The 25218-nt window shown below is 35.9% G+C and carries 20 protein-coding genes; 3 read left to right on the forward strand and 17 right to left on the reverse strand.

The window, feature by feature from the left end; genetic code table 11:
- Positions 1-17: 17 nt before the first annotated feature.
- The 8 genes from lepA to ACT5E3_RS16655 form a co-directional block, all read right to left on the reverse strand.
- Positions 18-1820: a translation elongation factor 4 gene (lepA, locus tag ACT5E3_RS16620; protein ID WP_444994661.1), complete on the reverse strand. Its 1803-nt coding sequence runs from the start codon at positions 1818-1820 to the stop codon at positions 18-20.
- Positions 1821-2225: 405 nt separating this feature from the next.
- Positions 2226-4013: an EAL domain-containing protein gene (locus ACT5E3_RS16625; RefSeq protein WP_444994662.1), complete on the reverse strand. Its 1788-nt coding sequence runs from the start codon at positions 4011-4013 to the stop codon at positions 2226-2228.
- A complete protein-coding gene (locus tag ACT5E3_RS16630) occupies positions 4006-4764 on the reverse strand; it encodes a sensor histidine kinase (RefSeq protein WP_444994663.1) in 759 nt (252 codons plus the stop codon). Before ACT5E3_RS16630 ends, ACT5E3_RS16625 begins: the two co-directional genes overlap by 8 nt.
- 2 nt (positions 4765-4766) lie before the next feature.
- Positions 4767-5201: a response regulator gene (locus ACT5E3_RS16635; protein ID WP_444994664.1), complete on the reverse strand. Its 435-nt coding sequence runs from the start codon at positions 5199-5201 to the stop codon at positions 4767-4769.
- Positions 5202-5374: 173 nt separating this feature from the next.
- Positions 5375-7393 (reverse strand): ATP-binding protein, encoded by a 2019-nt coding sequence (locus tag ACT5E3_RS16640; RefSeq protein ID WP_444994665.1) that lies wholly within the window; start codon positions 7391-7393, stop codon positions 5375-5377.
- A gap of 396 nt (positions 7394-7789) precedes the next feature.
- Positions 7790-9799: a methyl-accepting chemotaxis protein gene (locus ACT5E3_RS16645; protein WP_444994666.1), complete on the reverse strand. Its 2010-nt coding sequence runs from the start codon at positions 9797-9799 to the stop codon at positions 7790-7792.
- 365 nt (positions 9800-10164) lie between these two features.
- Complete coding sequence (locus ACT5E3_RS16650) at positions 10165-11289, reverse strand: tRNA-queuosine alpha-mannosyltransferase domain-containing protein (protein ID WP_444994667.1); 1125 nt, start codon at positions 11287-11289, stop codon at positions 10165-10167.
- A 42-nt stretch (positions 11290-11331) separates the two neighbouring features.
- Positions 11332-11931, reverse strand: a complete 600-nt coding sequence (locus ACT5E3_RS16655) for a hypothetical protein (protein WP_444994668.1) — start codon at positions 11929-11931, stop codon at positions 11332-11334.
- Between the two features lie 113 nt (positions 11932-12044).
- Between ACT5E3_RS16655 and ACT5E3_RS16660 the strand changes: the two genes are divergently transcribed.
- From ACT5E3_RS16660 to ACT5E3_RS16670, 3 genes are all read left to right on the forward strand, one after another.
- Positions 12045-12638 carry an outer membrane beta-barrel protein gene (locus tag ACT5E3_RS16660; protein ID WP_444994669.1) on the forward strand — a complete coding sequence of 198 codons (594 nt, stop codon included), beginning with the start codon at positions 12045-12047 and terminating at the stop codon, positions 12636-12638.
- Between the two features lie 544 nt (positions 12639-13182).
- Positions 13183-14304: an OmpA family protein gene (locus tag ACT5E3_RS16665; RefSeq protein WP_444994670.1), complete on the forward strand. Its 1122-nt coding sequence runs from the start codon at positions 13183-13185 to the stop codon at positions 14302-14304.
- Positions 14305-14374: 70 nt separating this feature from the next.
- Entirely contained in the window at positions 14375-15196 is an 822-nt protein-coding gene (locus tag ACT5E3_RS16670) for a mechanosensitive ion channel family protein (protein WP_444994671.1), read from the forward strand.
- Between the two features lie 192 nt (positions 15197-15388).
- On the opposite strand, the gene ACT5E3_RS16675 is transcribed toward ACT5E3_RS16670, so the two are convergent.
- From ACT5E3_RS16675 to ACT5E3_RS16715, 9 genes are all read right to left on the reverse strand, one after another.
- Positions 15389-16018 (reverse strand): hypothetical protein, encoded by a 630-nt coding sequence (locus ACT5E3_RS16675; RefSeq protein WP_444994672.1) that lies wholly within the window; start codon positions 16016-16018, stop codon positions 15389-15391.
- A gap of 356 nt (positions 16019-16374) precedes the next feature.
- Positions 16375-17088, reverse strand: a complete 714-nt coding sequence (locus ACT5E3_RS16680) for a DUF2238 domain-containing protein (protein ID WP_444994673.1) — start codon at positions 17086-17088, stop codon at positions 16375-16377.
- Positions 17089-17091: 3 nt separating this feature from the next.
- On the reverse strand, positions 17092-18498 hold the full coding sequence (locus ACT5E3_RS16685) for a chemotaxis protein CheW (RefSeq protein WP_444994674.1): 1407 nt from the start codon (positions 18496-18498) through the stop codon (positions 17092-17094).
- A 25-nt stretch (positions 18499-18523) separates the two neighbouring features.
- Positions 18524-19294: a ParA family protein gene (locus ACT5E3_RS16690; RefSeq protein ID WP_444994675.1), complete on the reverse strand. Its 771-nt coding sequence runs from the start codon at positions 19292-19294 to the stop codon at positions 18524-18526.
- Positions 19295-19317: 23 nt separating this feature from the next.
- Positions 19318-20274, reverse strand: coding sequence for a flagellar motor protein MotB (locus ACT5E3_RS16695; RefSeq protein WP_444994676.1), 957 nt, complete (start codon positions 20272-20274; stop codon positions 19318-19320).
- A gap of 4 nt (positions 20275-20278) precedes the next feature.
- Positions 20279-21022 carry a flagellar motor protein gene (locus ACT5E3_RS16700; protein WP_444994677.1) on the reverse strand — a complete coding sequence of 248 codons (744 nt, stop codon included), beginning with the start codon at positions 21020-21022 and terminating at the stop codon, positions 20279-20281.
- Complete coding sequence (locus ACT5E3_RS16705) at positions 21023-22117, reverse strand: protein-glutamate methylesterase/protein-glutamine glutaminase (RefSeq protein ID WP_444994678.1); 1095 nt, start codon at positions 22115-22117, stop codon at positions 21023-21025.
- Positions 22118-22168: 51 nt separating this feature from the next.
- Positions 22169-24451 carry a chemotaxis protein CheW gene (locus ACT5E3_RS16710; RefSeq protein ID WP_444994679.1) on the reverse strand — a complete coding sequence of 761 codons (2283 nt, stop codon included), beginning with the start codon at positions 24449-24451 and terminating at the stop codon, positions 22169-22171.
- A gap of 11 nt (positions 24452-24462) precedes the next feature.
- Positions 24463-25209 (reverse strand): protein phosphatase CheZ, encoded by a 747-nt coding sequence (locus ACT5E3_RS16715; RefSeq protein ID WP_444994680.1) that lies wholly within the window; start codon positions 25207-25209, stop codon positions 24463-24465.
- Positions 25210-25218: the final 9 nt, after the last annotated feature.

A 25218-nucleotide genomic window follows, 5' to 3' on the forward strand; every position in this document is an offset into this window, starting at 1 on the left:
AATTCCATCTACAATGATTAATCTTTACCAACTTGCAATACAGCCAAAAATGCGTCTTGTGGTATTTCCACTCGACCAACTTTTTTCATCCGCTTTTTACCTGCTTTTTGCTTTTCTAACAACTTTCTTTTACGTGATACATCACCACCATAACATTTTGCAGTAACATTTTTACGCAAAGCTTTGACCGTAGAACGAGCAACAATATGGTTACCAATAGCAGCTTGAATTGCTACCTCAAACATTTGGCGTGGAATTAACTCACGCATCTTGTCTACCAATTCCCGCCCCCGGTATTGTGCCTGATCTTTATGCACAATAATGGCTAATGCATCGACTTTATCACCATTAATTAAGACATCTAGTCTAACTAAATCAGCGGCTTGAAAATGTTTGAAATTGTAATCAAGTGATGCATAACCACGACTAACCGACTTTAAACGGTCAAAAAAGTCCAAAACAACTTCATTCATGGGCAAATGATATGCAAGAGATACCTGATTTCCCACATATTCCATTTTGGTTTGCACACCCCGTTTTTCTACGCATAATGTTATAACACTACCTAAATGCTCTTGTGGAACCAAAATATTGGCTTCCACAATAGGCTCTCTCATTTCTTCAATTTCACTTGGATCCGGTAGTTTAGAAGGGTTATCAACATAAATAGTATCTCCCTTGCTAGATACAACTTCAAAAACAACTGTCGGTGCAGTTGTGATTAAATCTAAGTCATATTCCCGCTCTAAGCGCTCTTGAATAATCTCCATATGCAGCATACCCAGAAAACCACATCGAAAACCAAAACCTAACGCTTGTGAGTTTTCTGGTTCATAAAATAGTGAAGAATCATTTAAGCTTAATTTGGCTAATGCGTCTCTAAAAGCTTCGTAATCATCAGAAGATACAGGAAATAAGCCAGCATAAACTTGAGGCTTAATCATTTTAAAACCGGGTAGTGGTGCCTCAGCAGGGTTTTTAGTCGTCGTTAAAGTATCACCAACCGGAGCCCCTTGAATTTCCTTAATACCCGCAATCACATAACCAACTTCCCCTGCTTTTAACTCGGATAAGTCATGACGTTTAGGGGTGTAAATTCCAACAAAATCAACTTGATGGCTTTTCCCTGTTGACATAACGAGCATCTTCTCGCCTTGTGTAAGAGTCCCTTGCACCACTCTTACCAAAGAAACCACACCAAGATAGTTATCAAACCACGAATCAATAATCAATGCTTGTAATGGAGCAGAAGAATCCCCAGTAGGCGCTGGCACTTTTTCAACTAACTCTTCCAGTAATTCATTAATTCCAACCCCCGTTTTAGCGCTACATTGAACAGCATCCATAGCCTCAAGACCAATGATATCTTCAATTTCTTGTGCTACTCTATCGGGATCGGCTTGAGGCAAATCTATTTTATTTAATACTGGGATCACTTCCAGATCTTGCTCTATTGCCGTATAACAATTAGCTAAAGTTTGAGCTTCAACACCTTGCCCTGCATCAACAACCAATAAAGCACCTTCACAAGCTGCTAATGAACGCGAGACTTCATAAGAAAAGTCGACATGGCCAGGGGTATCAATAAAGTTAAGTTGGTAATCATGACCATCTTTAGCTTTATAATTGAGCGTCACACTTTGGGCTTTAATAGTAATGCCTCTTTCACGCTCCAAATCCATTGAATCTAACACTTGCTCCGACATTTCACGCTCTGTTAGCCCGCCACAGACCTGAATTAAACGATCAGAAAGTGTCGATTTTCCATGATCGATATGGGCTATTATAGAAAAATTACGGATGTATTGAGTGTACGACATATAAAAACGATTAACTAAGTTCTCAAAAAAGGGGCGAATTGTACCTTATTTTATCTTAAAAGTTGTGCTTTTTGTTTGGATATATCAAAGTTTGACTAGTGAGCTAGAAGTTTGAATGATATTATTCAATCACTTTATTGAAATAACCAATTATTTCAATAAGTTAAAGTCTTTTATTTAAATTCATTAGCTGGTGTAATAGTTAACTCACTATTTTGTGTTAAAAGCCCATTAAAACAGTTTTGTGAAGCCGTAGCCGTTTATAAAAACCACAAAATCATGCGTACTAGTATTTTCCCTACCAAAACCTAAAATTCTATTGAGCATAACAAACCAGTATAGCAACGAGAAATTAATGAGTTAATTTATATAAGGTATTTGCTTTTATAACGAAATATATGACGTTTATGGCTTGTTTACACCATCATAAATTTCCCTCAAATACAAACAAACTAGCTCATCGATAGGCATAGGTTTTGCCATTAAGAAACCTTGATAATAGTCACAACCCAATTGCTTTATAACATCGAGTTCTTTCTGGCATTCAATTCCTTCAGCAATAACCTCCATATTAAGCCTGTGGGCCATTTCTATAATACCAGCAACAAGTGCTTGGTTTCGCTCATTTTCATCTATCCGAGCAATAAGTATTCTATCCAGTTTCAAATAGTCAATAGGGACCTCTAATAGATGAGTAATTGACGAATAACCTGTGCCAAAATCATCCAATGCAAATTGAACCCCATGTTGACGTAAACTATCAATCTGAGCTCGGCAAAGCGTAGCATTTTTAACCATTTCTCGTTCTGTTAGTTCAAGGCAAATCAAGTTAGGCGAAATATTTAATTCTTCTAACCAGCCCAAAAACTGTTTACAAAATGGCTGAGAAACAATTTGCGAAATAGTAACATTAATCTTTACTCGCTCCACTTGTTGAGACAATTCTTCTAACAGACACATTAACTTTTTTGACCGTTCAAGAACAATATAGGTCAGTTGATTGATTATAGGCGTATTTTCTAAAATCGGAATAAACTCATCTGGATTAATTTGGCCTAAAGCCTTAGAGTGCCATCGAAGTAATCCTTCTACAATAAAAGCGTCACTACGACTTGCTGATATAATACGCTGAAAACAGACATCAAACTCTTTATTAAGCATAGCTAAGCCAATTTGAGACTCTATTTCTATATTTCTTTTATAAATAGATTCCATTTGTTTAGTATAAAAGCAAACGGGAACATGGCGCTTTTCCTTTGCTTCATACATAGCACAGTCAGCTTGCTTCATTAATAATTCTAATGTTTTAGCATCAGGAAAAAATGCAACACCAATAGAAATATTACATTGCATTTGATGAACCTCAATATCAATTGGAACTTCAAAAGCTTCTAATAAACGATTAACTAATTTATAAACTTCTTTTTTTTCATCTAATAAGTCAGTAATAAGTACAAATTCATCACCTCCTAACCTCGCGACAAAATCAGTTTCACGAACCGTTTGTTGCAATCGTTTGGCAACCTCTCTTAGTAGAGAGTCTCCTGCCGCATGGCCATAACTATCATTCACTTTTTTAAAGTTATTAATATCAAAGTAAAGCAAAGCAACTAATTTGTTAACGCGCAAGGCACTATGCAAAGTTCGGTTGGCAACACTATCAAAATGAGAACGGTTAGGGAGAGATGTTAAAAAGTCATATCTTGCCATTTTTTCTAGTTGTTGATTCCTGTCAGCAGAATCATTTAAAGCTTGACGAAGTTTTAACTCTATATTTTTTCGTTCTTGGGCATAGCGTAAACTACGTGATAAAACTTCTGGAGTAACATGCTTCTTGCTCAAGTAATCTTGAGCACCACGTTTAAGCGACTCTACAGCGAGAGCTAAATCATCTTGCCCGGTTAAAACAACAATAGGTAAGTCAGGATATTTTTTTCCAAGCAACATAACATTTTCTATGCCAGAGCGATCAGGTAAATTCATATCTAAAATTAATGCTTCAAAGGTTCCTTTATCTAATGCGTTTTTAATTTTACAAAACCGATCAACACAAACAACCGAATATTCTCCTAAAAAAGCTTGTTCAAGCATTTCTTTCACTAATTCAGCATCAGCAGGGTTATCTTCCGCCATTAAATAGACATTTGATAATTTCTTTTTAGTTGAAGATAATTTTTTTTGTTCCTTAGTCATAGAAACTACCTTTACTAATATCAACGAGATATGTGACCTTCAATCCTCCTAATGCAGAATTTTCAAAGCTAATTTCTCCACCATTAATACGAGCAATACGTTGACAGTAAGTCAACCCCATACCTAAACCAGGATAATCCTGTTCACTTTGACCTCGCATAAAAGGACGTACTAAATCATTTTTTTGTATTTCAGATACACCTATTCCATTATCTTCTACAAAAACTTCTAACTGAGTCCCCTTTAAATGGTAACCGAAGCTTACTTTAATCGTATTATTTTTATCATTTTTAGGTTGATAAAGTAATGCATTTTCAAAAATATTTGAAAAGAACAAATGCCAATGTTTTAAAACGCCTAAAAAACTAACATTTTCACCTAAAAAGCAGACATTACTTTCAATTTTTTTATTTGGTTCACACCTCAAGCTCTTACTTTTTTCTTTATCAAATGTACTAAGCATCAAATCAGCAAGTTCAATTCGCTTTATGGTTAAATCGCTTTTAGCTAATCTTGAATAGACTAACAAAGAATCAACCATTGCTTGTGCTTTTTCACCACCTGTTTTGATTAATTCTAACCAATATTTTTCTTTATCATCTAAACGTTCATTCAATCGCACCTGTAAAAGCTCAGAAAACCTAATTACCGAACGCAATGGAGCCCCCATATCATGAGTAATACCATAAATTATTTGCTGAACTTCATATTCTTCTACAGAATGTTTTTTCTTAAATAAGTCTGAAGACATAATTAACGGCCCTTTTCGGGCAACTTAACAATTTCAACCCAAAAGGACTCTATTGTTTTTATCACATTTAGAAAATCATTCAACATAACAGGCTTAGTGATAAAACAATTAGCATGTAACTGATAACTACTCTTTATATCTGATGCAGCTTCAGAACTTGACAAAACAATGACAGGAACAGAGCACCTTAACTCATCTTCTTTTAATGCTTTTAAAATTTCTCTCCCACTCACTTTAGGCAAGTTAAGATCAAGCAAAATAATATCAGGTAACATTTCATCAACATCATCAAGCTCTCTAAAAAGAAAGTTTAACGCCTCCTCTCCATCCATAATTACTTTTAGATTGTTTTTAATTTTCCCATTACGCAAAGATTCTTTTGTTAACTCAACATCACCAGGATTATCTTCTATCAACAATATTTCAATTGGCTTCATATACACTTCCTCTCACAACATTTTATCATTTCAACCTAAAACAGTTATTCATTAACTATAAAGTGCACTGCATATTTTAGTTATCCTTAGTTAAAAATCACATAAACAACTTACTCGCCAAAACCAGAAAGCCCGCTACTTTTTTTACCTTCAAATTAATCCAATTGGTTTAGCTATATTTTTTTGTCGGGCCATTTAATAATAAAAACAGCACCTTCTCCTTCCTTAGATTCCACCTGTAATTCAGCATCATGCTGTTCAATGATTTTCATACAGTTAGCCAGCCCAATACCAGTGCCGGGAAATTCACTTTTCGAGTGTAAACGTTCAAAAATATTAAATATTTTTTTATGGTAGTCAGGTTTAATACCCACCCCATTATCTCTAACCCTAATTTCCCAAAAACCATTTTTTTTTGAAGCCGAAACAAAAACTTCAGGCTTTAAGCTTCGATTAAATTTAATACCATTACTCACTAAGTTCAAAAACAGCTGAAACAACTGAGAGCGAACAGCAGTAAAGCTAGGAAGAGGTTCATCCCACTTAAACGAAGCTTTTTTTTCTCTTAAACTATCTCCAATCGTCTCTTTAACTTGCTGACATATTTCACTCAAACTGACTAAAGACTTGTTATCTACTGTTTGCTCAAGCCGGCAAAAAAACAAAATATCACTTACCATCTCTCTTGCTCTGGAGGCACCATCAATAACAAATTTCAAATATTTTTCATTCTTATCTAGTAATTTTGAATCCAAACGTTCTTGCAATAACAAACTAAAACTTTCCACCATACGTATAGGCTCTTGTAGGTCATGTGAACATACATAGGCAAACCTTTCTAGTTGTTCATTTGAACGGCGTAGTCTAGTAATAACCAGATCCATTTGTTCATTTTTATTTTGTAAACTCTGTACTAGTTGTTTACGTTCAGCTATATCTATTAATGAGACTAAAGTTTGTTTTTCATTATCGATAACAATTGAAGCCAAACCTATTTCTAAAGGAATAAAACTTCCGTCCTTTCGCTTACCCACTAAGTTGTCAGCATCTTTAGCCATTCGTCTTGTTTCAAATTTTTTCTGAAAGTTTTCTCTTAATGAAACATGCTGTTTTTCAATATGCGTAGGAACAAGCGACTCAATACTTTGCTCTAATAAACCACCCGAAGAATAGCCAAAGATTTCATTGGCATAGTTATTAGCAGAAACAATCACTCCTTGACTATTTACTTGCAACAAGCCAACAGGTAAAACATCATTAATAGTACGTAACTGTTTTTGTTTATCTGATAGTGAAAAATTAAGTTTTTTCAACTCTAACTTTTGTGTTTCTTGTATAAGAAAAATAGTTCTATAGTCAATAAAATAGCCAATAAAAGGCAGCAAATATCCTAAAACTTTTAACAGGTGTGCTGCATTAAAATAATGGTCATAGAGCTCTTTTGAACCAAATACCATATAAGCGCCAGAGAAAATATTGGCGACCAGCCCTAGCAACAAAAAACCAATCATATAATTTTTATTCGACTGGTAAATACGATAAAACAATGGCAAACATAAGCAAAAAGCAATAAGAGGAAAAATATCGTAAGGACGATTTATAACCGAATCAGAAAATTGCGTTTTAGGGACGTTTACACCGGTACTAATCCAAAGGTACATCCCATAAATAATCCCAATAACAGCCAAAACAGCGATCAAACTAAATTTCATATCTAGTGTGATTTTTAGCTGTTTAAAATATAAAATATACACACCACCTAAGAGTAAAACTAAAGCATTAAAAATTCTGGCAACAGCCCATGTAAATGGCATTATCTCTTGATTGCCTGCAGCACTTTCAATAATTCGAGTAGCAGAAAGAACGTGTAATGCATCTAAAACACCACTAAAAGCTAAAGCTAGCCCTATTAGTGGAGCAACTATATCCTGATTGATTTTAAAACGGGAGAAGGCCATGAATAGGCAAAGCAATGCTATCGTAATAGCACTCCACTCCATCAATGCATGATGAACTTCTCCTTGCAGTGAGTGAAGTATTTTTTCTTGAAGGGTAGTTGGTGATACCTCTTGTTGAATTAATATTTGAATGTCACTTGTTTCACTATAACTCGCAAGATCGATCGGAAATAGTAATGGTGCACAACAAATGAGTAATATTCCCCACAATAACCACGGGGAAATATTTACCATATTCTCAGCTATTAATTTCGAGTTGAGATGCAATTCCTTCTTGATATTTATTTCACTTTTCATGTGTTCAATCACAATTTCCGAATCAATCACATTGCAGATACCTTAACACCTTTGAGCATTTAAAGTGTCAAGACAATGCAAGAGGTAAAAGCTTTGTATAAAGTGAGCCATTGAAGTCAAGAATATGACAGATAAACCGCTTACTTTTTCTTCAGCAAACTCTACAATTAATCACACTTCCTTTAAAATAAGCGTAGACTAATTTACTCATAAAGAAATGATTATTATTAAAAATTGATTATTGAAATTAAGACTAATATTTATAAAAGCCATCCTTATAAAGCACTTACCATCACAGTTCTTGGCTTTTGGTACACCTTTGTAAAAACTAGGCTAAATCTTAAACACGCTAATTAACTCCGATAATTTATGGATGTCTTCGCGCTGTGCTTTTGTGCCAGCTTGAACCTCAGCAATTTGAGATGCGGTTTCTTCAGATAACTTTCTAATTTCTGCCGCTTGTTGAGTAATTTCACCTGATGCTTTTGCTTGTTCTTTTGTTGAGTTAGCTATTTCTATCGATTGAGTTTGAATTTCAGAAATGGCTATTGCAATACTTTGTAATACATCTTGCACTAACATCGACTTGTCGACACCAGCTTGTGCATGCTCTTTACCAACCTCCATTGCTGCTACAGCATTATTAGCATTAGCTTGCAAACCATCAATAATCTGCCTGATAGACTCAGTTGACTCTTGAGTCCGGCTGGCTAACGAACGAACCTCGTCAGCAACAACGGCAAAACCTCTTCCTTGCTCTCCTGCTCTTGCTGCTTCAATAGCGGCATTTAGGGCCAACAAATTAGTCTGCTCAGCAATACTTCGAATAACTTCTAAAACTTCTCCAATTTTCGAACTATCAGTATTCAAATTATCAATAACCTGAGAAGCCTCCTGTACTGTTTGTGCTAAAGTATTAATACTGTTTGATGCCGCTTCAACAACATCAACTCCCTTCTTAACCTGTGCATCGGCCTCTTCTGTTGAATGACGTGCCGAGCTAGAATTTGCTGACACACCAGTCACGGAATAACTCAACTCCTCTGCAGCCGTGGCAACCATATCAGTTGCATCTCTTTGTTGTACGGCTTTTTGAGCGCTTAAATTAGTAATAACGGTTACTTTTTCTGCACTTTCATAAAGCTCTTCAATAACTTTCTTATTCTCCTGCATAATTTTTTGAATATGAGCAATAAATAAATTAAATTGTTGGGCAAATAGACCAACTTCATTACTACTTTCAACTTTTAACCTTGCCGTTAAATCCCCCTCACCATGGGCCACCTCTCCCATCGCATTAACCACTTCTTTAAAAGGTCGAGTTATTCTTGACGCAACTAACCAAACAGCCGCAGCAATACTAATTAAAATAATTAATATTGAATAAATTGCACTTTTAACACTGTCTAAAATAGGCTTTTCTATTATATTAGTCGGTATGATCAACCCAACCATCCAATCAACATAAGGTTGCTCTAAAGAGATGTGATTAAACGCTACCATATGCGGCTTACCTTTCCAGGTAATTTCTATAATACCGTTTTCATTTGCTTGCATTTGTTGTTTTAAATAAGAAAACCCCGATACATCATTCATTTTATTATCAACTTCAGCAATATCAATATTCGCCTCTATTACTTTAGAATCGGCCGGAAAAACAATCACCCGACCATCTCGATTAATAATAAAAGGTTCTCCTTGACCTTGATACTTTAGTTGAGAAGCCACCTCATCTCTCATAGTTGATAATAAAACATCGGCCCCACCAATTCCTAGCAACTCACCTTTATCACTATAAACCGGCCTTTGCATGACAGAAAGCATCGTACCGTCTAAATAATCAATTTCTGGTTGAGCAATAAATAACTTATTTTGCTCCATAACGCCGGGCCACCAAGTCCGCTTTCTTGCATCATAAGCAACACCATCTAACTCCGATGTACGCCCCTGTGTACTATCAAAATACTCACCAGTTATTGCACTAGCAAAAAAATAAGACTTTGCTTTCTCATCCCTTTCAGAGAGCACCTTAAAGTATTTAATCAATTTAGAAAAATCAGCATCATTGGATAAATCTTTCTCACGTTCACGATAATTTTCAAACCAACTCATCACAAATGGAGACTTCAGCATCGCCTCAACAGCCTCACCCCGCTGCAATATGAACGACTGAATTTTCTCAGTTTGCAAGGTCAGCGCACTTAAAAGCCCTTTAGTTACTGTTTCACGAGTTTCAACAGAAACCTTTTGAATAAATAGGACAGAAATGACCATCAAGATGATCGCTAAAGCTAACGATAATAAAACGGTTAGCTCCATTCTGATGGACTTAAATTTAAACATATTGATAAAATCTCACGAGAAATATAATCATTAGAACACTCTCCGCGACATTCCTCATTTATCAGTTCTAAAGGAGACGGGGACTAGCATAAAACATAAAAAATTTATTTTAATCTCTTTAACGAATATAGGAGATAAATCGGTATTCCTCAAACGCTTATCAAAAAATAATCGATATAATTGGACATAATTCAGAGTTTAGACAATATTCTTTGCTTGGGGAGATAACATAATAGAATAACAACCAATAGCATACGGCTAATAACCCAGTATTGTCTATTCTTTATTGGGTATTCCTTATTGAGTATTCGTACTCTTTATTAGATATTCATATTGCTATTGATAATTAAAAACACGAAAAACAATCAGCTGAAACAATTTTCGTTCAACTCTCTCTTTTTGAGCATTGTTTCGATAAAGATAGCATAATCTAGTAAACATTTGTCAGCATAGTATTGGCTAATATTGGGAACAGCAAAGTATTGACGTTGAATACAATCTTTAATATGAAAATATAAGTTCCTTGCCTCAACTTCAGTATCTGTTGCTACTGGATATAAGTAGGGTTGAGATAAATAATCAGGATACACAACCCGTTTAGGAGCAATGGGCATACAGCCTTTAGTAATCCCCTCTAATAAACTCAGTCCTTGAAAATCATGTAATGCAGTAGAGATGATTAAATCACTCTGTTGCAAAATCGATTCATATTGGCTTCGCTCTTGAAAACCCCATGTTTTAATCTCAGCAGACAGCATATTTTTAGCTTCATAAAATACTTCTGGCACATTACGAAATGATTGTCCTAATACATGAAGTTTTATTGGATACCCCTCTTCTTTTAACATCACCATTGCATCAAAAAAAACTTGCGGCTGTTTATCATATTCCCAGCGGTGATTCCAAACAATTTGGGTTACTCGATTTTTGCTTAACATAATATTATTTTTTTGAGGTGCAGGCTTTATATTAATAGGAACCGGTAAAATTGAAGCTCTTTGTTTTGCCGCAACCAATAAATTATCTGGAACACCATCAGGCATACGTTTTAATAATTTCTCTGCTCCCTTAAAAAATGTTTTCAAATTATAATTTGAGTTGAATATTAAACGATCTGCACAAAGTGCACTATAAATGGAGGTTAGTTGTGCATTAAGTATATTAGGTTGATGATTAGAAACAGGGTAAACAAACTGATTTTCATGGAAGTACAAAATAGTTGGAATATTAGTTAATGTCGGAACAAATCCTCTTAGACTGGCTAAATCAACCATAGAAGTAGCAATAATTAAATCATATTTTTGCTGTAAAGTCTTTTTATGCTCAAATGCAAAAGTTAAACTACTGCCTCTGGTTCTCCATGCAAAATGCCTGGGAGGTAATGCCAATTGAGTCCAGTCAAACTGAGTTAAACTGGTGCACAGTTGTTCTCGCCAGTAACAATGACTTGCAGCATCATAACCCGATAATAATAAGACTTTAGGTTTCAATATAAACTCTCAGTATGAGTTTTTCATATAACAAGAAGACAGCTAAAAACGATAAGTTAAACCTGCACCAATTTGCAAACTACTCCATGTCTGACTTTTAATATCAATATCACATTCAGGAGAACAGTTGACAGACGTCATGCTATCTAATAGATGTAATTGCATACGGCCTTCAAAACTTAACAAAAAATGTTGAGTAATTTTCATTTGCAGGCCACCAAAGAAAGACAATGATATATTTTCACTTGGATTTAACTCATCAGCACGGGCAGTAAAACGAGTCACACCAACACCGGCCCCATAATATTCACTCCCCCAAGAAAAAGGGTTCTCTTTTAGTGCTCCTAATTGCAAGCTCTTTAACTCAAAATGAGCAAGGTTGTTAATGGTTTTAAATTCTAATTGTTTTAATTTCACTTGCTGTTCAGAAAAGTAAATTTCCCAAGCATATTCACCAGCGCTTCTCCAAACATTTTTTAGTGCAAAGCTATTTTGGTGAGAAACATCAAAAGTTTCTGTACTTTGCTCACTTTTCCAAGAAGCGTAAAAACCATAATTGCTCAGTAATGAAATATCAGTTTCACTAGCGTTTACATCAAATGTAATTAATAAGCTAAATGCAATGATCAATAAACGCATCATATTACCTCTACTTTTCCCTCAACATCTCATATAATAAAGCAAGCTTTGCCCTAAGCATAGACTCTCGATCGAAGCTTTGTTATTATTCTTATGTCGGTATGAAAGGTTTTCAAATGAAAATAAGTCCAATATTTCATCTTTTCATCTTATTGTTTACTTTAACTCTTAATTCATTGGCCCTACACGCCGAATCGTTAAAGCCAACTCAATCAATTAAAAACCAACTAACAAATATAGAAACTGCTCAAGATTTTTTGGGCTACTATATGACTCTGGGCGTAGAGCAAATTAGTCTATCTGTATCTAATACAACCAAGCTTGATCCGGTTTCTGAATCTTTTGTTGGTATTGGTTATCAAATATCCAACCATTGGTCAACAGAATTAAACTATCTAACTTCTCAAGTGACTAGCGAAACATCAAACTTAGGACATATTACTTATTTAGATTTGTCTACGCTTTATCAATTCACACCATACAAAAGTAGTTGGTATAGTAAACTCGGAGTTGGGTACTATCAATTTAATAAAAACATTCCCTTTAAAAACAAAGATTTCACAGTTAATCTTGGCGCTGGATATCGTCATTATATTAATGCTAATTTATTCGTGGTACTAGATTTACAAGCTATTTATCCATTTAATCGAAAAGCAACTGACTGGAACCCATCGTTATCACTTAACTATTTATTTGCAGCAAAAAAATAATAATTAGTTTCTTTCTTTTTATTCAGCTCTAAATATTACTATAGCCAGTAATCTCCTGATGAATCATCCCCCCAAAGGGCCTGGTGATAAGCAAAATGAGAGCTAATCCCCCTAAGTCTAATGATTGCAGGCAGTCATTCAGCTCGATAGTTTTTTTGATGATTGAACCTTAGACTCAGTTCACATTTGATAAATTAGTGTTTGATAAAACAGCCTATTTAATATCTCTCATACGCAAACTAAAAAAACTCAATTGGCTCCATTAAATAAATGACCAATAATAGCTCATTGGTTATAGATTTTTATTGTGCTCTTTACATAGAACATTTGCGAGTTGCTTGTCGGATCACTTATTGTTCTCACTTCAATTAAGGATTATAATCGCCCCTCTTAATTTGCAACAACTGATTTTAACAGTTTGGTTAGTAGACTAATGTACTAATTAATATAATAAACTAGTCGGCAACAAACTCAGTCTGAATTTAAGAAATTGATTAAGTTTTTTATATTTATTTGGTAAGTTTTTATAACTAAGGGAAACAACATGAAAAAGTTCATAGCATTCGCCTCAATAATGACTGCGAGTTTATCTTTTACTGCACAAGCTTTTGATGATGAAGTCACAGGCCCCTATTTTTCATTAGGTGCAAATCATTTTATATTTGATGGAGCTCGTTTATTAAATGATGATACCGATTTATTTATTGGTTTAGGTACTCAAATCACCAACAACTGGTCATTTGGCGCAGAATATACTCGATTACAAACAGAACGTTCATGGACTGGTGGAAGTGATTTTGACACTCACTTTTACTCAATCAGTAGCAGCTACCGCTTTAAACCACGTAATCAAAATAGTTTTTTCTGGAAACTTGGTGTTGGTAACTATACAGAAGCGCCGGAAACCAATCACGGATTAGCAACTCGCTTAGGCGCAGGGTATGATTTCTCTCTCGGAGAGAAAACATCCTTTACTATTGGCGCTGATGCCTTATCAGGCATCAATAAAGGCCGTTTAGACTGGGTTCCTTACGTTAGCTTAAATTACTTTTTTGGCGATGTTAGCAAACGAACTGCAACAGTTGTTCAACAACCAGTGGCAACAAAGCCACAAGATAGTGATAATGATGGTGTTATTAATATCAATGATCAATGCCCAAATACTGCTGCTAATGTTGAGGTTGATAGTATCGGTTGCGAGCTAGACTCAGATCAAGATGGTGTTGTCAACTCGCACGATCAATGTTTACAAACACCCGCAGGCGCTAAAGTTGATGCGAATGGATGTCGTGTCATATTAACGGAAGATGTTTCTATTAAACTGAATGTACAGTTTGCTAATAACAGTAATGCTATCTCTGGGGAATATAATGATGAAATTAATAAAGTTGCTGAATTTATGCGCCAATACCCAGACACAAACGTTACCATAGAAGGGCATACTGACTCTCGTGGTTCTGCTAAATATAATCAACAACTATCACAAAAAAGAGCAGAAGCAGTAATGAACTACCTCGTCAATAATTTATCAGTATCTGCTGATAGAATTAGTGCCATAGGCAAAGGGGAAGAGTCTCCAATAGCCGACAATGATACCGCAGAAGGTAGAAAAGCGAACCGACGAGTTCAAGCTGAAATAAAAACCACAGTATCAAAACCACAATAATCGTTTCTAGCACATCTGGCTTTAAGCCAGATGTGCTCTTAGATACTAAAAGTAATAAGAGGAAATTAATATGGAATTCTCACAAGAGTCAATCCAAAAAATAGTAGAAACTTATGTTATTCCCTATGGCTTAAATTTATTATTTGCAATTGCCATATTTATCATTGGTAAGATGGTTGTAAAGACCGTCGTTAAACTGGTTAAATCACTACTCATTAAAGCAAAAATAGATGACATATTAGTTGGTTTTATTACTGGTATTATAAAAAGTTTATTAATGCTTTTTGTTATTATTGCTGCCGTTGGTAAACTAGGCGTAGATACAACTTCATTAATTGCATTAATTGGTGCTGCCGGTTTAGCTATTGGTTTATCATTACAAAGCTCATTACAGAACTTTGCTTCTGGAGTAATGCTAATTGTATTCCGCCCATTCACATCAGGCGACTTTGTTGAGGTTGCAGGCATTGCAGGCGTTGTAGAAAAGATCACAATATTTTCTACCAAGTTACGCACAGGCGATAATAAAGAATTGATTGTACCTAACGGCAAGATATATGGTGATGTGATCACTAACTACTCAGCTAAGCCAACACGACGTGTTGATATGGTTTTTGGTATTGGATATGGTGATGATATTAAAAAAGCCAAAGATGTGATTGAAAAAATACTGAATGAAGACTCTCGCATTCTAAAAGATCCAGCACCAGTTGTTGCCGTTTCTGAACTTGCAGATTCATCGGTAAATTTTGTTGTAAGACCTTGGGTTAATTCTGCCGATTATTGGGGGGTTTACTTTGACTCTCATGAAAAAATAAAGCTAGCATTTGATGCAGAAAATATTTCTATTCCATTCCCTCAAATGGATGTGCATTTGGATAAACTTAACTAGACTTATTTAAATCACTAAAAAGGCAATCTTTGATTGCCTTTTTTATCGAAGTTATATTTCAATTTATAGCTAAATCACTATCAATTGGCATAGAGAAAAGTTTAAATTTAGTAAAGAGTTCATATTAAAGAGCCTTGCAAATGAACTGCAAGGCTCGCATACTAATTAAATATACAACAAGTCTGTTAACTTCTATCTAGAAGTATCAGGAATATCCTTGCGTGTTGTTCCCATAGGTGTTTTTTCTTCTTCGTCAGCATTAATACTAACCCCTCCCATTCCTAAACGAAATTCATTAGCTTTATCAAACTCATTTTCAGTATTCTTTCCACTACTTGAGATATTACAATTTCCAACGCGAGCTAACTCGGTATTACCCCAAAAGGTAATACCAAACGGAGACCATGTTTCAACGGTTTCATCCCAATGTCCCATCCCCCGATCTCTAGGGCCCATAGTCGACAAATCAAAAGCTATTTCATCATTACCACGTCCATTCCAGAAGGTTAATTTAACTCTTACCAAATCGCCTTCTTGTGTTGCTGTTCCATACCAACCTCTATAGCTTGAACTAACTACATAATAACGCTGTTGTGAATCAGCTACACCGGCATAATAAAAACATAAACGTTGAGTAGCCCATTGTCGGTGTGATCCCGGTGATAAAATGCCAGAGTCTTGGTCATTATAATAGGTGACAGTCCATTCGTTCATAACACCGTTTGGTGTATTGATCATATCTGGTCCGTAAGGGGGTTGCGCATAAACAGGTGCGCTTGATACCAATAAAACTGCAGCTAACTTTCTAATCAAACTTTTCATTTTTCTCTCCTTAAATTGAGATTGAGAATGTTATTTTTACAGCTACCTAATGACGAAACATATGCAATCGTTTAGGCGGTTTCATTATAGCTAATATTTCTCTACGTAAAATGACGTTTTAAAAAAACGATTAGTTATCAAAAAATAAATCTCTTTGATAAATAAAAGTACCTATTAGAAAATCACTTATTCGGTATATATGATGAATAACTGTTTTAATTTTTGATAGCGATAAACGGACCGAAAGGCAATACAGGAAAGGTCATTACAGCACAAAACAGGGTATCTTACCCATTTTACTATTAAGAAAGAGCCCTATACTGATCATCATAACATCATATAGGCACCGACTCTGACTAATTGTCTTTCAACATTTCCTCTAACTTATCTTCTCCCATTGGTTCTTTATACTTAATACTCAAACTCTCACCCCACTCTTTATTAAAATTTCGTTGTAACCGAAGGTTAATTAATAGTGTAATCAACATAGCAATAGCGGCTCCTAAAGAGGCTAATGCCATATCTTTATGGGCGTCCCAAATATCACCTTGAGTCCCTAAATAAACAACACCTAAATCACCACCAAAAATTTCAGCAGCGGCCCACTCAAATAACTCAAAAACCATTGAAGAAGCCATCGTTAGCTCTAAAGGAAAAAAATATCCCCAAAAACCTTTTGCATTCGCAACCCTATAATATAACTCTCTAATTGGATAGGCTAGAAAAAAGCCATATAAAAAGTGTACGACTCTATCAAAATTATTTCTTTCCCAAGAAAAAAAAGCATTAACACTAAAGTCAAAATATTGCTGAAAAAAATATTCATAGGGCACTTTAGCATAAGTATAATGCGCACCTATTTCATGCAAAATTAAAAATAAAAAAATTAAAGTGTAGGAAATACGAGAGAAAGGAAATTTACGATACGTTAGTAGCATAAAAAAAACAAAGAAAATAACGAGTAAATTTTCTAATGCCCAATCAGCCCTATCATGAGGTTCTATCGCTAAAAAAAGACTAAGTAGACTAAAAATAGCTAACCATGAAAAAAAGTAACGCTTGTGTTGCATGCTCTACTCGACAATATTTTTTGCCAGCATATTAATCAATTCATCCACTTCAATCAAGGCGCTCATAAACTCGACTACCATACCGGCAAACCATGGGCGTTTAGATGTTTTTTCAGACCACCGAATATCATCAGTTGTTAAGTTTTTAGCATCACCCACCCCATGACACGCAAGCGCCCAATTAGAATCATCTAAAATAATTAAATATTGATATTCTATCTCGTCGCGGTTAGCGGCTTGTTCAGGCATCAAATATTTTTGCGTATCTATTACCATTAAGTTACCACGTTCATTAGGGACCAACCCCATAAACCAATCTGGAGTACCAACTAATGGTGTAATATCTTCTTGAGTAATTTTGCTAATTCCCCCTAGCTTAAGCAGCGGTACAGCTAAAGGTAATTTAGCAACTTGAAAGATCAAAGTTTGAAATACATCAGGAAGTATGTCTTTATTTCTCTGCACTTCTCTTTGTATAAAAGTTGCCTGTGTAGCTTCTGCGGTTGTTTCACTTTCAACAATCGGTTCTGCTTTTTGTATCGCTTGAGTTGTTTTAGCGGCTTCACTCTCTGCATTAGTAGGTATAGTCGCTAAAGATATTCGTGAAAGTAGCTTTTCAACACCAGCCAACCTTTCATCTTTTTGAGCAGGTAAGTATTCATCAATTAATTGTTGTGTTGTATTTTTTTTCGGACTAATTGCTTCTGTTGCTTTTATTTCATCTTGTTCAGCAGCACTCTTTTGATAAACGTCTTTTTCTTCTAGTTTATTATATTTTTTTTCCAATACCTTTTTTTCTTTAATCAGCTGACTTTCAACTTCTGGCTGTGCAACAACTTTATCATTAAAGTTTTTTACTTCATCAACTGATTTTTCCGCATTTATTAATGGCTCACTAGCACTTAATAGCGCATTCCACTCTTTTAACTGCTCTTCTTCTGACTCTTCAACATATTCGTGAACGGCAGTAATAGTGCTTTCTGCTTGATTGATGTTAGCTTGATTGATGTTAGCTTTATTTGTTTCCTGATTATCATCCGCAACTTTAGGTGATATCATTGATTTTGGAGGGGGCTGCTCTAATTCATTTTTATCTTCTAAAATATTAACAGGCTCTATTATATTGGCGGTGTCTCTTTTATCATCAATAATTTGAGTAATGCTAGTTTTAGCTGAATTATCTTGTTTAACTTTCTGAGTTATCTGTTCCTTATTGGTATTATTTTCAGCCTCTCTAACATTTTTCTTTCTTGTTTCAGCAAAGTTACTTTCATTATTTTCTTGTCTGTTTTTATGATGACTGCTTTTGATTTTGAGCGGATGTACATTTGAATTGTCAAGCAATAAGAAGTCTACATACTCCTCGAGTATGGATTGCTCTTCTGTTACTGGCGGTTTGTTTAGCTTCATAATATTTCAATTGATAACCTAATCATCAGGCGACCCTATCACTAGCAGTTACAGACAACATTCTTTCAGCCAACTTTTTATAAGCAAGCACACCGTGAGTATCTGGATATACGACGCTTGGTGATTTATGCTGACGTGATGCATCTCTAAACTTTGTATCAACCGGAATCACTTTATCCCAAAGATGGCTACCAAATTCATCACGCATATTTCTTAGAGCTTGAATAGATGCTTTAGTTCGCCGATCAAACATAGTGGGTACAATAGTATAGCCTATTGTATGATGTTGAGCCTTAATCACCATATTCAATGTATTCATCATTCTTTCTAAGCCTTTAATCGCAAGAAACTCAGTCTGCACTGGAATAATTAACTGCTGACAAGCAGCTAACGCATTAATTAATAATACGCCTAAAACAGGGGGGCAGTCGATTAAAACATAATCAAATTCATCTTCTAACAACTTCAGCACACGAGCAATAACTAACCCCATTCCTTCTTTACTACTAAAGCGCTTATCTAATGTAGCCAAACTTAATGATGCAGGCATTAAGTGAATATTTTTTTCTTCTAAAGAAATCAAGGTGTTAATAGCCTGTTGAGTATTTTGAGGGGGATGAGAAAACCAATTATATAGTGAGATGGTTAACGACTCACTATCAAATCCGTAGTATGAAGTTAAAGAAGCATGAGGATCACAATCAAGCATCAGAACACGAAAACCTTGTTGTGACAATATCCCGGCGAGAGCCGCTACACTAGTGGTTTTACCAACCCCACCTTTTTGATTTGCCACTGTCCAGATTTTCAAACCTTACCTCACTTGTTATCATTACTGGGCGATTCCTTTTTATTCGGCAAATCTTTGCCACGAATAAGAATTCCTCCACCCGGTAGGCGGACAATTTTGAACTCCTGTTCAATATCTTTTTGCGTCTTCTTAGGTTCTGCTACTTTTGTACTCTCAGCAACGGCTGTTTGTCTCTGAATAGCTTGTTTACGCGATATAGCAATTACAACCCTTCTGTTTTTAGCTCGCCCTTCAACAGTATCGTTAGATGCGATTGGCTGAAACTCACCATGCCCTTCAACACTCAACCTTGGTGCAAACACAGATAAGTTCTGCAATTTACGTACCACTGCAACACCTCGTGCACTCGAAAGCTCCCAATTTGATGGAAAACGCTCGGTATTGATAGGAATATTATCGGTATGTCCATGGACTAAAATCAACTGGCTATTGGTATTGAGGTGCGCAGCAACTTCTTCTAATAAAGGATCTGCACCATCATTTAAAGCATCACTTCCTGAAGGGAATAATAAACTACTTCGCAAATTAATATTAATCCAGTTAGCATCAGATTTGATTTCTGCAAGCTCCTGATCAATCAGATCTCCCAAAGATTTTCTTAAGCCTGTTTCTAACGCTTTAAATTCTTCGACCGAAGCAAAGTTTTCTGAGTCGATTTTTCCAGAATCTGGATTTTTAGAATCTGAATGCTTAGAACTTTGATCAGGCGGTTCAACATTATCACCTACAGACAAAATACTCCGGCTCACTTCTCCAATCTGAATAGGCTTAGAACTACTAGGCGGTGTATCAAATGCATTAACCAGTGAGTTAGATAATAATTTATACTTATTTTCATTAACTTGAGAAATCGAATACATCACCACAAAAAAAGCAAACAACAAAGTAATAAAATCAGCATAAGAAATTAACCAACGCCCGACTTCTTGCTCATCATCAAAAATATTTTTTCTAAAGCGGCGCATAACTTTACTTTACCTCATAGCCACTTAATTTACTTTCTATAACTCGTGGGTTCTCGCCGTCAGCAATACAAGCAATGCCTTCGATAATCATTTCTCGATATTGAGACTGTTCTGAAATAATAGCTCTTAACTTGTGATAAACCGGAATAAAAAATAAATTGGCAAAACCAACACCATAAATAGTGGCAACAAATGCTGTTGCTATACCACTGCCTAATAATTCAGGGTTACTCAAATTTCCCATAACATGAATTAAGCCAAGCACAGCCCCAACAATACCTAATGTTGGTGAATACCCTCCCATTGATTCATAAACTTTAGCGGCTTTTAGTAACTCTTTGTCATTAACATCCAATTCAACATACATTGCATCTCTAATTGACTTTGAGTCATTGCCATCAACTAGCATATTCAAGCCTTTTAAAATAAATGGATCGAAACTATCATCAAGTTTTTTTTCTAACCCAAGTAAACCTTCTCTTCTAGCAAGGTTGCTCCAATCTGAAATTTGATGAATTCCTTCTCCAACAGGTTGAACAGGTGTTTTTATAACCCATCCAAAAATTTTTAACGACTTGGTAAAAGTTTGACTATGAGACTGAAGCATCACTGCACCAAAGCTACCACCAACGACAATCACAAATGCCGCCCAATCTAGCAGAGCATCAACATTTCCTCCCTCTAATATCTGACCACCAAAAATAGCAGATAGCGCGATAATGAGACCTAAAAATGTTAGTTTATCCATTTATTTAGCCTGCTTAATCAGAGCTCCGGTAATTTGATCGATAGGAAGCTGAGCATCAGTTAAACCAGCTTTAGTGACCGACATTGGCATTCCATAGACAACACACGATGCTTCATCTTGTGCCCATATTGTCCCACCTTTTGCTTTTATTAACCGACTTCCTTCAGTACCATCAGCCCCCATGCCAGTTAAAACCAGCGCTAAAATATCACCAGAAAATAACTTCGAAGCTGAACCAAATGTAACATCGACAGAAGGTGAAAACTGTAACCTTGCATCAGTTTCTCTCACTTGTATTTTAGGGTTAGATGCAGAGCCACCAAACACCATTTGCTTACCACCAGGAGCAATGTAAACATAACCGGGCTGTAACGACATACCATCAGTAGCTTCAACAATGTGTAAATTACATAAACCATCTAAACGACTAGCAAAAGCGCCGGTAAAAGTACCTGGCATATGCTGAGTGACAGTAATTGGATAAGGATAATTGGCTGGTAAATTACCCAGTACTCTTTGTAAAGCAACAGGTCCACCTGTCGACGCACCAATCGCCACTAACTTAATTGCTCCTTTTCTAATTGGAACTCTGACTTTTGGTTCAACAGGACGATTGTCGACCGGACGAAGGGGTTGTGTAGCAGTTTGAGTTTCTTTTTCAGATTCATTAACAGGCGCTTTATACATAGGAAATTTTCTTGCGCCACCAATTTCTCTGATTTTTTTCTGTAACTGAACAACTAATCCACTACTATCTGAAGACAAAGACTCATAAGACTTCAATAAAAAGTCAGTAGCGCCAGCGTCTAATGCATCCAAAGTAATCTTCGCGTTTTCATAAGTTAATGAAGACAACATTAATACTCTTGCATCACAAACTTTAACAATCTGTTTAAGCGCAGTTACCCCATCCATAACTGGCATTTCTACATCAAGGGTAATCACATCGGGTTGTAATTTTTGCGCTTTTTCGATTGCTTCCTTTCCGTTGTTTGCGACACCAACAATTTCAATATCATGTGCAGAGTGCAAAATAGAACCTACACGCCGACAGAAAAATTGTGAATCGTCAACAATTAATACTTTTATTGCCACAAAAGACTCCTGAATATAGAAAATTCATTGACTAATATTTTTTATGAATAACTAGCCGGCATAATGTTTAAGTAATGTTGGAATATCAATTATCAATGCGATGCCACCATCACTAGTAATAGTAGCACCAGCCATTCCTGGGGTTCCATGAAGAGACTTACCTAACGGTTTAATCACAACTTCTTCTTGGCCTATTAATGAATCAACAACAAAACCTACACGCTGAGTACCGACCTGAACTAATACAACATGTCCTTTTTGCTCTCTTTCACCTAAATTAGGCGAACGAGTTAACCATTCATTTAAGAAGAATAATGGGAGAGCTTTATCCCTAACAACAATCACCAACTGTCCATCAACAATATTTGTTTTAGTGAGATCAAGGTGAAAAATTTCATTAACAGAAGTCAAAGGCAATGCAAATGTCTGCTCCTTAACTTTAACCATTAGCGTTGGTAATATTGCTAGAGTTAAAGGCACTTTTATCATGATTTTAGTGCCTTGACCTAATGTTGAATCTATTGAAAGTGTTCCATTAAGCTGGGTTATTTTAGTCTTAACTACATCCATACCAACACCACGTCCAGAGATATCAGATATTTCTTTTTTGGTTGAAAACCCAGCCATAAAAATTAAGTTATAGCACTCTGCATTCGTTAACCTATCTGCATGCTCACGATCCATTAAGCCTTTTTCTACGGCAATGTTACGTAATACATTGGCATTCATTCCTTTACCATCATCTTGAATGGCAAGCATAATGTGATCGCCTTCTTGCGCAGCCGATAGAATAATCTTTCCGCTCCTTGGCTTTCCTGCAGTTACTCTATCCTCGGGAGACTCTATCCCATGATCAACAGAGTTGCGAACTAAATGCACGAGAGGATCGGCTAAAGCTTCTACCAGATTTTTATCTAAATCAGTATCTTCACCAACCATTTCTAGCGAAATTTCTTTTTTAAGACTTCTTGCTAAGTCTCTAACAACACGAGGGAAACGGCCAAAAACCTTTTTAATTGGCTGCATTCGAGTTTTCATTACTGCACCTTGTAAATCAGCAGTAACTATATCAAGGTTAGCAATGGCTTTAGTTAAATCTTCATCGGGATTAGATTGCCCTAAAGTTTTAAGCCGGTTTCTCGCCAAAACTAACTCACCGACCATATTCATTATTTCATCAAGACGTCTGGTATCAACCCTAACTGTCGCTTCGGTGACAGTTCCCCCCGCCTTTTTAACAGTCGGTTTTTTAATCGGTTTGCTGGTTCCTGTTTTAGGTACACTTGCAGCAGGTGGTGGAGAGGCTTTAGGCGGAGGTGTTTTAGCTTTGGGTTTATCAACCTTAGGTACCACTTTCTTTGAAGCTGTCACTTCTGCTTTTGACTTTTGCTCCCCACTATTAGATTGCTCTACTTTAGCTGGTTCTTCTTTTTTAGTAGGGCCAGAACCACTACCATGTAGTTCATCAAGTAATGCTTCAAATTCATCATCATCAATTAAATCTGACTCATCTATTTTGCTTGAGGTTTGACTAGCGGCCGGTTTAGAGTCTGCTTTATCAGGCTCTGTAGAATTATTGGATACGGCACTTGGTGCTCCTTTACCGTGCAACTCATCTAAAAGCGCTTCAAACTCTTCATCGGTGATATCATCACTGGTTGCATTAACCGTTATTGATTCTTCTTTTTGAGAATCCCCAACAGGCTCTGCGGTTTCATTCTCTTCTTTGTCGCCAAAACTATTTGTAGAAAACTTCCCTTCACCATGTAGTTCATCTAACAGTTTATCAAATTCATCATCCGTAATATCATCGCTTGATGGTTCTAAGGTATTTGAAGACTCAGTCTGAGAGACTTCATTAATTAAATTGTCAAACTCATCTTCAGTAATGTCACCTTCTTTAGCGACATCAGGTAAAGCAGTATTACTTACGCTTTCACTGCTACCGACAACAGCATAAGTACCGAGTTTTTCTAGAAAATCTTTATCTGCATTAGTCGGATACTCTCCACCTCTAACATCCTCAAACATCTCGTTAACGATATCGAGAGCTTGTAATATATGATCCATCAAATCGGCATCAGCAACTCTTTCACCGTTTCTCAAAATATCAAATATATTTTCTGTAATATGACAAATTTCAACTAAAGGTTCTAATGATAAAAATCCCGCTCCACCTTTAACTGTATGAAAGCCTCTGAAAATGCCATTGAGCAAATCCATATCTTCTGGTTCATTTTCCAGTGCAACCAATTGTTCAGACATTGCCTCAAGAATTTCTCCAGCTTCAATTAAGAAGTCTTGTAAGATTTCCTCGTCTGCTTCAAACGACATTCAAAGGCCCCCTAGAATCCTAAGCTAGATAACAGGTCATCAACTTCATCTTGACCACTAACTACATCATTTCGTTTTTCAGCATTAGTAATTGGGCCTTCTACACCTTCAACGACTTTCGTTTCATCTCTTGCCTGAGAATATCCATCCATATTGCCAAACATTTTAATCACATTAACCATACTTTCTTCTACATCATGAACCAAGGTAATTACCTGTCGAATTACCTGCCCCGTTAGATCTTGATAATCTTGTGCGAGTAAGACCTCAGACAGTCCGGCTTGAAGTTCATTTGAAGTATTTTTATTTTTAACTAAATGAGACTCTATACGCTTACATAACTTTCTAAAATCTCCAGGCTCTAATTCACGTCGATACAACTTTTGCCATTCAATTAAAAGCTCTTCAGAATCTTTAGAAATAACATCAGCCAGTTGATGACACTGATCAACTTTATCCATTGTTTTGTTCGCGGCTTGCTCTGTTTTTTCAATCACATAATTTAAGCGATCTTTTGCATCAGGTATTTCTGAAGCTGCTAGGTCAGTAATTCTCGAATCTAACTGAAAATTAGTTAATGCTTCATGCAAGTGCCGAGTTAATTTTCCAATTTCTTTAAATAAATCCTCATCACCATCACGGGTTAATGTATCGAATAACTCTTGAGCATCATCAATTGCATCAGCCTCCATCAATGACAGAAGCTCACGAGTTTGACTAATTGTTTTTTCAAGCTGCTCTTTATCTGATAAGTTCATGGCTCACTT

The organism is Aliikangiella litoralis (assembly GCF_052495765.1).

Bases quoted from the DNA above. Each gene is read 5' to 3' on its own strand.
- lepA (WP_444994661.1), bottom strand. From the start codon at position 1,820: ATGTCGTACACTCAATACATCCGTAATTTTTCTATAATAGCCCATATC.
- ACT5E3_RS16625 (WP_444994662.1), bottom strand. From the start codon at position 4,013: ATGACTAAGGAACAAAAAAAATTATCTTCAACTAAAAAGAAATTATCA.
- ACT5E3_RS16630 (WP_444994663.1), bottom strand. From the start codon at position 4,764: ATGTCTTCAGACTTATTTAAGAAAAAACATTCTGTAGAAGAATATGAA.
- ACT5E3_RS16635 (WP_444994664.1), bottom strand. From the start codon at position 5,201: ATGAAGCCAATTGAAATATTGTTGATAGAAGATAATCCTGGTGATGTT.
- ACT5E3_RS16640 (WP_444994665.1), bottom strand. From the start codon at position 7,393: ATGGTAAATATTTCCCCGTGGTTATTGTGGGGAATATTACTCATTTGT.
- ACT5E3_RS16645 (WP_444994666.1), bottom strand. From the start codon at position 9,799: ATGTTTAAATTTAAGTCCATCAGAATGGAGCTAACCGTTTTATTATCG.
- ACT5E3_RS16655 (WP_444994668.1), bottom strand. From the start codon at position 11,931: ATGATGCGTTTATTGATCATTGCATTTAGCTTATTAATTACATTTGAT.
- ACT5E3_RS16660 (WP_444994669.1), top strand. From the start codon at position 12,045: ATGAAAATAAGTCCAATATTTCATCTTTTCATCTTATTGTTTACTTTA.
- ACT5E3_RS16665 (WP_444994670.1), top strand. From the start codon at position 13,183: ATGAAAAAGTTCATAGCATTCGCCTCAATAATGACTGCGAGTTTATCT.
- ACT5E3_RS16670 (WP_444994671.1), top strand. From the start codon at position 14,375: ATGGAATTCTCACAAGAGTCAATCCAAAAAATAGTAGAAACTTATGTT.
- ACT5E3_RS16675 (WP_444994672.1), bottom strand. From the start codon at position 16,018: ATGAAAAGTTTGATTAGAAAGTTAGCTGCAGTTTTATTGGTATCAAGC.
- ACT5E3_RS16680 (WP_444994673.1), bottom strand. From the start codon at position 17,088: ATGCAACACAAGCGTTACTTTTTTTCATGGTTAGCTATTTTTAGTCTA.
- ACT5E3_RS16685 (WP_444994674.1), bottom strand. From the start codon at position 18,498: ATGAAGCTAAACAAACCGCCAGTAACAGAAGAGCAATCCATACTCGAG.
- ACT5E3_RS16695 (WP_444994676.1), bottom strand. From the start codon at position 20,274: ATGCGCCGCTTTAGAAAAAATATTTTTGATGATGAGCAAGAAGTCGGG.
- ACT5E3_RS16700 (WP_444994677.1), bottom strand. From the start codon at position 21,022: ATGGATAAACTAACATTTTTAGGTCTCATTATCGCGCTATCTGCTATT.
- ACT5E3_RS16710 (WP_444994679.1), bottom strand. From the start codon at position 24,451: ATGTCGTTTGAAGCAGACGAGGAAATCTTACAAGACTTCTTAATTGAA.
- ACT5E3_RS16715 (WP_444994680.1), bottom strand. From the start codon at position 25,209: ATGAACTTATCAGATAAAGAGCAGCTTGAAAAAACAATTAGTCAAACT.